We start from the raw sequence: 8,232 nt of genomic DNA on the forward strand, positions 1-8,232 counted from the left end.
GAACTGCTTGATGGTGGAGGAGAGCATCGGGCCCCGCAGGATCGCCGCCTCGTCCTCCTTGATGAAGAAGGCCAGGGAGATGAGGCGGATTCCGTGACTCACGACGGGAATGATCCGGCTCTGGAACATCCCCGGCCGCCCGCGGGCTCCCATCATGAGCGGGATGTCCGGGCCGTAGACATCCGCGTCGAGGAGGCCGACCTTGCACCCCGCCTGATGGAGGGCCAGGGTGAGGTTCACCGCGACCGTCGACTTGCCCACGCCGCCCTTGCCCGACGAGATGGCGATGGTGTTCTTGACCTGCGGCGCGTCCTCACCGGGAACCGAGGACCGGACGCGGGCGGTCAGCCGCACCTGAACGCCTTCCACTCCCGGAACCTTCATCACCTCGTCCTTCGCCTGGCGCTCGAGGAGCCCCTTGGCGGGACAGGCCGGGGTGGTCAGCTCGAGCGTGAAGCTGACGCGGGAGTCCTGGATCGCCAGGTTCCGCACGAACCCGAGACTCACCACGTCCGTGTGGAGGTCCGGATCCTTCACGTTCCGGAGGGCGTTGAGGACGGCTTCCTCTGTGACCTGACTCATGCTCGCGCTTTCACGGACCAAATGTAGGGGCCAGCGGTAGCCGTGTCAAGGCCGTCGTGGCGCTCGCCGACCGTGACCGCCGACTCTGGCCGGCTCTCGGAGTTCGATGCCTGGTGTGGTCTGGTATGATAGAGGGGCCCGAAGGGCGTTTCAGCTTGCAGGAGGCGGCCGGATGAGGAGTCTGATCCAGCTGAAGGGCGGCAGGGTCGCTGAGCTCAAGAGCGAGGTCGTTCGCGAGCAGCCGCTGGTGGTCTACGTGAACGGCCAAAAGTTCGTCACGCTCCTCTGCTCCCCGCTCAAGCTCGACTGCCTGGTGGTCGGGTACCTCTGGCTCGAGAAGGTGATCGCGTCGCTCGGCGACATCGCGCATCTGGACGTCTCGGAAGTGGACGGCCGGGCCGACGTGACGCTCACCCGAGAGGTGGAGCTCCCGACGGAGCGCATCCTGACCTCGGGCTGCGGCGGCGGGATCACCTTCAGGATCGACCCCAGGCTGTTTCCGCGGATTCGCTCTTCCCTCCGCGTGCGCCCGGAGCAGCTCTTCCAGCGCATGAAGGACCTCTACGCCGCGGCCGAGAACTACCGCACCTCGCGCGGCATCCACGGCGCGGCCCTGAGCGATGGCGACCGGCTCCTCGTCGTGGCCGAGGACGTGGGCCGGCACAACGCGGTTGACAAAGTGAAGGGGGAGGCGCTCCTGAACGGCATCCCCACCGACGACAGGATCCTCCTCTCCACCGGCCGCATCTCGTCGGAGATGCTCCTGAAGGCGGCCCGGATGGGGGTACCGCTAGTCGCCTCGCGGACCTCGCCCACGGAGATGGCGGTGAGCCTGGCCGAGCAGCTCGGCCTCACGATCGTCGGTTACGTTCGCCGCGACAGCCTGAACCTCTACGCCGGGGACTCCCTCGTTCTGGACGGGGCTCCCGGCTGAGCGTCTCCGACTGAGGATTCCCCGTTGAATGCTCTCCTGCTCAACCTGGCCCTCGGCGCCTATCTCGTCGCCACCGGTCTGGCGCTCGCGTACCTGGTTCACCGGCGGGAGGGCCTCTATCGGCTCGGCTCCCTCGCGACGCTGGCAGGCTGGGTGCTTCACACGCTTGCCCTCGTGGTTCGCGGGGTCGAGCTCGCCCGCGCTCCCCTCGCCACGCTCCCCGAGGCCGTGTCGCTCCTCGTCTGGGCCTCTGTCCTGCTCACCCTCTGGGCGGAGCGCCAGTACGGTGTCAACGTCCTGAGCGCCTTCGTGCTCCCCGTGGTCCTCTCCTTCAGCCTCTCGACGATCGCGCTGCCAGGTGGTCTCGGTGATCTGGCCCCGGCGCTCAGGAGCGCCTGGATCGCGGTGCACGCCGTGCTGGCGCTCCTGGGGATCTCGGCCTTTGTCCTGAACTTCGCCGGCGGCATCATGTATCTGCTTCAGGAGCGTCAGCTCAAGTCCAAGCGACCTGGCGCCTTTTACTACCGGCTCCCCTCGCTCGAGACGCTGGACCGGATCACCTTCCGCGCCCTGACTCTCGGGTTTCCGTTCCTCACCGCGGGGCTGATCCTGGGCGCCGTCTGGGCCGGGGCCGCCTGGGGAAGCGTTTTCACCTTCGACCCGCTCGCCCTGTTCTCCTTTGTCGCGTGGCTGATCTACGCCGCCACGCTGTCGGGTCGAGTCGTGGCCGGCTGGCGGGGTCGGCGCGCCGCCTACTTCGCCGTCGTCGGCTTTGCCGCGCTCCTCTTGACCTTGGGGGCGGGGTTTTTCCTCCCGGGCAGGCACGGGGGATCCTGATGGCGACCCTCTTCGTCTCGGGCCTCAACCACCGGACCGCCCCCATCGAGCTCCGCGAGCAGCTCGCGCTCGAGGAGGACAAACTGCGGGAAGTCCTCGCGTCGGCCCACGCGACGGGGTGCCTGGCCGAGGCCATGATCCTTTCCACGTGCAACCGCGTGGAGGTGTACGGCCTGGCCGACGTTCCCTCGGAGGCACGAAGGATAGCCTTCGGCTTACTCTGCCAGCAACGCGGTGTCGAGCCGACCTCCCTCGATCCGCTCGTGTACACGAAGACCGACGCCGAGGCCATCCATCACTGTTTCAGGGTGGCGTCGAGCCTCGACTCGATGGTCCTCGGTGAGCCCCAGATCCTGGGCCAGGTCAAGGAGGCCTTCAACCTGGCCCAGCACTGCGGGACCATGGGCCCGGTTCTGCACGGCCTGCTGACCCAGGCGTTCGCTGTCGCGAAGCGGGTGAGGACCGACACGGACGTGGCCCGCCACGCCGTGTCCGTGTCCTTCGCAGCCATCGAGCTGGCGAAGAAGATCTTCGGGGGACTCCAGGGGAAGTCCGTGCTCCTGATCGGCGCGGGGAAGATGGGCGAGCTGGCCGCCAGGCATCTCGTGGACCAGGGCGTGTTCCCCCTCTACGTCGCCAACCGGACGTGGAGCCGGGCCCTCGAGCTTTGCCGGGCGTTGCCCGGCACCCCGGTCCCCTTCGAGGAGTGCCGGGAGGTGCTGGGCCGCGTGGACATCGTGATCAGTTCCACCGGCGCGGCCGAGCCGATCGTCCGGAAGGAAGATGTCCTGCACGCCCTCCACGCCCGCCGCTCCCGGCCGCTCTTCTTCATCGACATCGGGGTCCCCCGCGACGTGGAGCCGGGGGTCAACGACCTGGACAACGTCTTCTGCTACGACATCGACGACCTCCGCCAGGTGGTGGAAGCCAACCTGCGCGAGCGGCTCCGCGAGGCCCAGAAGGCCGAGGCGTTGGTGGAGCGAGAGGTCGACAAGTTCCTCTCGCGCCTCAAGGCCCTGGAGGTCGTGCCCACCATCGTCTCGCTCCGTGAAAAGATCGAGGCGATCCGCCAGGGCGAGGTGGCAAAAGCCCTAGCCCGGCTTCACGACCCCTCGCCCGAGACGCGCGCGGCCATCGAGGCCCTGTCGAGCGCCATCGTGAACAAGATCCTGCACGGTCCGACGGTCAAGCTCCGCGAGACGTCGCAGAGCGGCCGTGGCCGGCGGTGGGCCGTGCTGGTCTCCGAGCTGTTCGGCCTTCGCGGGCGAGGCGAGGACGCCTGATGGGGCTCGCGACGCCCATCCGCGTCGGCTCCCGGGGAAGCCCGCTGGCGCTCAGGCAGGCCGAGCTGGTCGCGGGACGCCTCCGGAGCCTGGCGACGCCGGCGCGGGTCGAGATCGTTCCCATCAGGACCTCGGGCGACAGCACCCAGGTCTTCGGCCCGGGTACCCGCCAGGTCGCGCTCGCAGACTTCGGCGGCAAGGGACTCTTCGTTCGGGAGCTCGAGGAGGCCCTCCTGGACGGGCGCGTGGATCTGGCGGTCCACAGCCTGAAGGACCTCCCCGCCACGCTTCCCTCCGGGCTCTGCCTGGCTGCCTTTCCGCCCCGGGAGGATCCCCGCGACGTCCTGGTGAGCCGGAGCGGCGGCGGGATCTCGGAGCTGCCTCGCGGCGCGGTCGTGGGAACGTCGAGCCTCAGGCGCCGCGTCCTGCTGCTGGCGCAGCGACCGGACCTCAGGGTGGAGCCGATTCGCGGTAACGTGGATACCCGTCTCAGGAAGCTGGAGGAGGGGCCCTATGCGGCGATCGTCCTCGCCGCGGCGGGGCTCAGGCGCCTCGGCCTCGACCCGCCGAACGCGCACGTGCTCCCCCCGGAAGTGTTCGTGCCCGCAGCGGGGCAGGGGATTCTGGTGGTCGAGGCCAGATCGGGCGACGGACGCCTGCTTGAACTCCTCAGCGGTCTGGATCACACTGAGACGCGGTGGCAGGCCCAGGCCGAGCGGTCATTCCTCCAGCACCTCGGGGTCGGCTGCCACACTCCGGTGGCGGCGCATGCCCGGTTCCTGGGAGACGAGCTGAGCCTGGTCGGCCTCGTGGCCAGTGTCGACGGGGACCGCGTGATTCGGGCCGAGCTCGGAGGTGCGCCGGAAACGGCCGAGGTTCTCGGTCAGAAGCTCGCCGAGGAGCTGAAGGCCCGGGGAGCGACCGGGCTCCTCGCGGGTACGGATCGGTCGGAGCGATGAGGGCCCAAGGCAGGGTTGCGGCCAAACCCCTCGCGGGCAAGCGGATCGTCGTGACCCGTGCGCGCCAGCAGGCTGCCCGGTTCACGCGGCTCCTGGAAGAGGCCGGCGCCGAAGTGCTCGAGGTCCCGACGATCAGCATCGAGCCTCCCGACTCCTGGGAACCGCTGGACATGGCGATCGAAGAGCTTGAGAGCTTCCGCTGGCTGATCTTCACCAGCGTGAACGGCGTGGAGATGTTCAGGATCCGCCTGGAGGGCAGTCGGCGCGACGTCGGAGCGCTCGTCGGGCTCAGGATCGCGGTCATCGGCCCGGCCACCGCGACGGCCCTTCAACAGTGGGGACGAAGGGCCGACGTTGTGCCGGACGTGTACCGGGCCGAGGCGCTGGTCGAGCGGCTCCGGAGCGAGATCCGCCCCGGCGACCGGGTGCTGATCCCGCGCGCCGTCGGGGCGCGCGACGTGCTTGTCGCGGGGCTCACCGAGCTGGGAGCCATACCGACGGAGGTGCCGACCTACCGCGCGCGGCCGGTGCGCGATCCGGTCGGCCGGCTCGCGCAGGCGCTGCGGCGGCGCGACATCGACGCGGTCACGTTCACCAGCTCATCGACGGTCCGGAACTTCGCCGAGCTCTTCTCGCCGCGCGAGCGTGCGGAGCTCCTCAAGGGCGTGGTGGTCGCATCTATCGGTCCCGTCACCGCCCGCACAAGCGCGGAGTGCGGTCTCCCCACGCACGTCATGCCGCGGGAGTACACGATCCCGGCCCTCGCGCGCGCGCTCATCGATTACTTCACGGAGGAAAGGAGCTAGCAATGCCGTACCCAGTGTTTCGTCCGCGTCGCCTCCGCGAGTCACCGCTGCTGCGGAAGATGGTCCGAGAGACCACGCTCCAGGTTGACGACTTGATCTATCCGCTCTTCGTCGTCCACGGCCGGGACGTGCGGGAGCCGATCGCGTCCATGCCCGGGCAGTGGCGGCTCTCGGTGGACGAGCTGGTCAAGGAGGCCAAGGACGCGGCCTCGATGCAGATCCCCGCGGTGCTGCTGTTCGGGGTTCCCCGCGAGAAGGATCCCCGGGGGTCGGAGGCGTATGCCGAGGACGGCATCGTCCAGCAGGCCGTCCGGGCAGTGAAGGACACGGTGCCGGACCTGCTGGTGATCACGGATGTGTGCCTCTGCCAGTACACGAGCCACGGCCACTGCGGGGTGGTGGAGGACGGACGTGTCAAGAACGACCCGACCCTCGACCTCCTGGCGCGCACCGCGGTCTCGCAGGCCGAGGCCGGGGCCGACATGGTGGCCCCGTCGGACATGATGGACGGCCGCGTGGCGGCGATCCGCGAGGGGCTCGACGACGCCGGCTACCAGGAGCTCCCGATCATGGCCTACTCGGCCAAGTACGCCTCGGCCTTCTACGGTCCCTTCCGTGAGGCGGCCGACTCCGCCCCTCAGTTCGGCGACCGGCGGGCCTACCAGATGGACCCGGCGAACGCCGTGGAGGCGCTCCGCGAGGTGGGGCTGGACATCGACGAGGGCGCCGACATCATCATGGTGAAGCCGGCGCTGCCGTACCTGGACGTCATCGCGCGCGTGAAGGGGGAGTTCGCGATCCCGCTGGCCGCCTACTGCGTGTCGGGCGAGTACGCGATGATCAAGGCGGCGGGGAAGCTCGGCTGGCTGGACGAGGAGCGGGCGATGCTGGAGGCGCTCACCGCGATCCGGCGGGCGGGCGCCGACCTGGTGATCACGTACTTCGCCAAGGAGGCGTGCCGGCTGCTGGAACGTGGGCGCCTGGTTTAGTGCTGTTGTCCCGGCGTGAGCATGCGGGTCTCGGCGAAGGGCGAGTACGCGGTCAAGGCGATGCTGGATCTGGCCCTCCATTACGAGAAGGGCCTGATCCCGATCCAGGAGATCGCGGCGCGGCAGGCGATCCCCCATCGCTACCTGGAGCAGGTGCTTCTCCTGCTGAAGCGGGCCGGTTTCCTGATCTCCAAGCGCGGCTCGGCCGGCGGCTATCACCTGCTTCGTGCCCCGTCGGAGATTACGGTGGGCTCGGTGCTCCGGACGATCGAGGGGTCCCTCGACAGGTCAGAGCCAGGCAGACGCCGCGCGGCCGGCCACGACTCCTCACAGCTCGCCGAACTCTGGGCCGAGGTGTCGGCGGCCGTGTCCGAAGTCATTGATCGGATCACCTTCGAGGACCTGCGGAAGCGGGTCGAGGCCCGCCAGAACGCCGCGCGTCCCATGTACCACATCTAATAAATTTGGCGTTCTCCGCTACGCCGATAGGGAACCCGGAATGCCTCGACGCAAGGGAGACCCGATGGCGCGACCGAAAGTTGCCGGCTCGGTGCTGGATCTGGTGGGCAATACGCCGCTGGTGCGCCTGAACAAGCTTCCCAGCCCCGTCGGTGCGACGGTGCTGGCCAAGCTCGAGTCGGTGAACCCCGGGGGGAGCGTGAAGGATCGGATCGCGGTCGCGATGGTGGAGGAGGCCGAGCGGCGCGGGATCCTCAAGCGCGGGTCCACCATCGTCGAGCCCACGAGCGGCAACACCGGGATCGGCCTGGCGATGGTCGCCGCCGTGAGGGGCTACCGCCTCATCCTGACCATGCCCGACGACATGAGCGTCGAGCGCCAGCGACTGCTCTCCCGCTTCGGGGCCGAGCTCCACCTCACGCCGGCGATCGAGGGGATGACGGGAGCGGTCCACGCCGCCAACGAACTGCTCCGGGCGCATCCCGACTACTTCATGCCCCAGCAGTTCGAGAACCCCGCCAACCCGGAGATCCACCGCCAGACCACGGCGCGCGAGATCCTGGAGGCGACCGACGGCCGTGTTGACGCGTTCGTCGCGGGTGTCGGGACGGGCGGCACCGTCACGGGCGTCGGAGAAATCCTCAAGGACAGGATCCCGGGGGTCCGGGTCGTGGCCGTCGAGCCCGCGAAGTCTCCGGTCCTCGCCGGGGGCCGGGCGCGACCGCACGGGATCCAGGGGATCGGCGCGTCGTTCGTGCCCGGCGTCCTCAACCGGAAGGTGATCGACGAGATCATCGCCGTACGGGACGAGGACGCGATCGCGGTTGCCAAGCGCCTGACCCGCGAGGAGGGGCTCCTGGTCGGGATCTCGGCCGGGGCCGCGGTCTTTGCGGCGTGCCTGGTCGCCGAGCGGTTCAAGCCCGAGCAGGTGGTGGTGACCGTGCTGCCCGATACCGGTGAGCGCTACCTGAGCGTGGCATTCTGACGAGCGAGGTGACGCGCGATGCCTGTGCAGGTCTACATCCCGACGCCGTTCCGGCGAGCCACCAAAAACCAGGACCGGCTGGAGTGCGATGCGCGGGACGTCCAGGAGCTACTTGACTTCTTGGAGGAGCAGTTCGGCGGGCTCCGCGGCCTGGTTCGGAACGATCGGGGCGAGGTTCACGACCACGTCAACATCTACGTCAACAGCGAAGCCATCGAAGACCTCCAGGGGCTCGAGACCCCGCTGAAGGACGGCGACGAGGTGACCATCATCCCCGCCCTCGCCGGTGGTAGTTCGAGCCGAGGGGCGTCGGCCCTGCCGCAGGCAGGCCCGCCCCGAGGCGAGGCCCGAATAAATCGTTCGAGCCGAGGGAGTTCGGAGGAGCCGCAGGCGACGAC

The 8,232-nt window shown here is 69.0% G+C and carries 10 protein-coding genes; 9 read left to right on the plus strand and 1 reads right to left on the minus strand.

Annotated features, from left to right (window positions below; genetic code table 11):
- Nucleotides 1-582: P-loop NTPase (locus tag HY726_14495; protein MBI4610205.1), on the minus strand; the 582-nt coding region annotated here is incomplete at its 3' end.
- A 172-nt stretch (nt 583-754) separates the two neighbouring features.
- Between HY726_14495 and fdhD the strand changes: the two genes are divergently transcribed.
- From fdhD to HY726_14540, 9 genes are all read left to right on the plus strand, one after another.
- Complete coding sequence (fdhD, locus tag HY726_14500; protein MBI4610206.1) at nt 755-1,516, plus strand: formate dehydrogenase accessory sulfurtransferase FdhD; 762 nt, start codon at nt 755-757, stop codon at nt 1,514-1,516.
- Between the two features lie 24 nt (nt 1,517-1,540).
- Nucleotides 1,541-2,353 (plus strand): cytochrome c biogenesis protein CcsA, encoded by an 813-nt coding sequence (ccsA, locus tag HY726_14505; GenBank protein MBI4610207.1) that lies wholly within the window; start codon nt 1,541-1,543, stop codon nt 2,351-2,353.
- A complete protein-coding gene (locus HY726_14510) occupies nt 2,353-3,636 on the plus strand; it encodes a glutamyl-tRNA reductase (protein MBI4610208.1) in 1,284 nt (427 codons plus the stop codon). Before ccsA ends, HY726_14510 begins: the two co-directional genes overlap by 1 nt.
- Nucleotides 3,636-4,595 (plus strand): hydroxymethylbilane synthase, encoded by a 960-nt coding sequence (gene hemC / locus HY726_14515; GenBank protein ID MBI4610209.1) that lies wholly within the window; start codon nt 3,636-3,638, stop codon nt 4,593-4,595. The genes HY726_14510 and hemC overlap by 1 nt, the downstream gene beginning before the upstream one ends.
- Nucleotides 4,592-5,401: a uroporphyrinogen-III synthase gene (locus HY726_14520; GenBank protein ID MBI4610210.1), complete on the plus strand. Its 810-nt coding sequence runs from the start codon at nt 4,592-4,594 to the stop codon at nt 5,399-5,401. The genes hemC and HY726_14520 overlap by 4 nt, the downstream gene beginning before the upstream one ends.
- 2 nt (nt 5,402-5,403) lie before the next feature.
- Nucleotides 5,404-6,390 carry a porphobilinogen synthase gene (hemB, locus tag HY726_14525; protein ID MBI4610211.1) on the plus strand — a complete coding sequence of 329 codons (987 nt, stop codon included), beginning with the start codon at nt 5,404-5,406 and terminating at the stop codon, nt 6,388-6,390.
- Nucleotides 6,391-6,411: 21 nt separating this feature from the next.
- On the plus strand, nt 6,412-6,849 hold the full coding sequence (locus HY726_14530) for an Rrf2 family transcriptional regulator (protein MBI4610212.1): 438 nt from the start codon (nt 6,412-6,414) through the stop codon (nt 6,847-6,849).
- A 40-nt stretch (nt 6,850-6,889) separates the two neighbouring features.
- Nucleotides 6,890-7,834, plus strand: coding sequence for a cysteine synthase A (gene cysK / locus HY726_14535; GenBank protein MBI4610213.1), 945 nt, complete (start codon nt 6,890-6,892; stop codon nt 7,832-7,834).
- A gap of 18 nt (nt 7,835-7,852) precedes the next feature.
- Nucleotides 7,853-8,232 (plus strand): MoaD/ThiS family protein (locus HY726_14540; protein MBI4610214.1); only part of this gene is annotated, 380 nt, incomplete at its 3' end.

This window comes from Candidatus Rokuibacteriota bacterium, assembly GCA_016209385.1.
Lineage (GTDB): Bacteria > Methylomirabilota > Methylomirabilia > Rokubacteriales > CSP1-6 > JACQWB01.

What these genes read in the sequence shown, in the direction of transcription:
- HY726_14520 (MBI4610210.1), top strand. Translation starts at nt 4,592, where the DNA reads ATGAGGGCCCAAGGCAGGGTTGCGGCCAAACCCCTCGCGGGCAAGCGG.
- HY726_14530 (MBI4610212.1), top strand. Translation starts at nt 6,412, where the DNA reads ATGCGGGTCTCGGCGAAGGGCGAGTACGCGGTCAAGGCGATGCTGGAT.
- hemB (MBI4610211.1), top strand. Translation starts at nt 5,404, where the DNA reads ATGCCGTACCCAGTGTTTCGTCCGCGTCGCCTCCGCGAGTCACCGCTG.
- HY726_14510 (MBI4610208.1), top strand. Translation starts at nt 2,353, where the DNA reads ATGGCGACCCTCTTCGTCTCGGGCCTCAACCACCGGACCGCCCCCATC.
- fdhD (MBI4610206.1), top strand. Translation starts at nt 755, where the DNA reads ATGAGGAGTCTGATCCAGCTGAAGGGCGGCAGGGTCGCTGAGCTCAAG.
- hemC (MBI4610209.1), top strand. Translation starts at nt 3,636, where the DNA reads ATGGGGCTCGCGACGCCCATCCGCGTCGGCTCCCGGGGAAGCCCGCTG.
- cysK (MBI4610213.1), top strand. Translation starts at nt 6,890, where the DNA reads ATGCCTCGACGCAAGGGAGACCCGATGGCGCGACCGAAAGTTGCCGGC.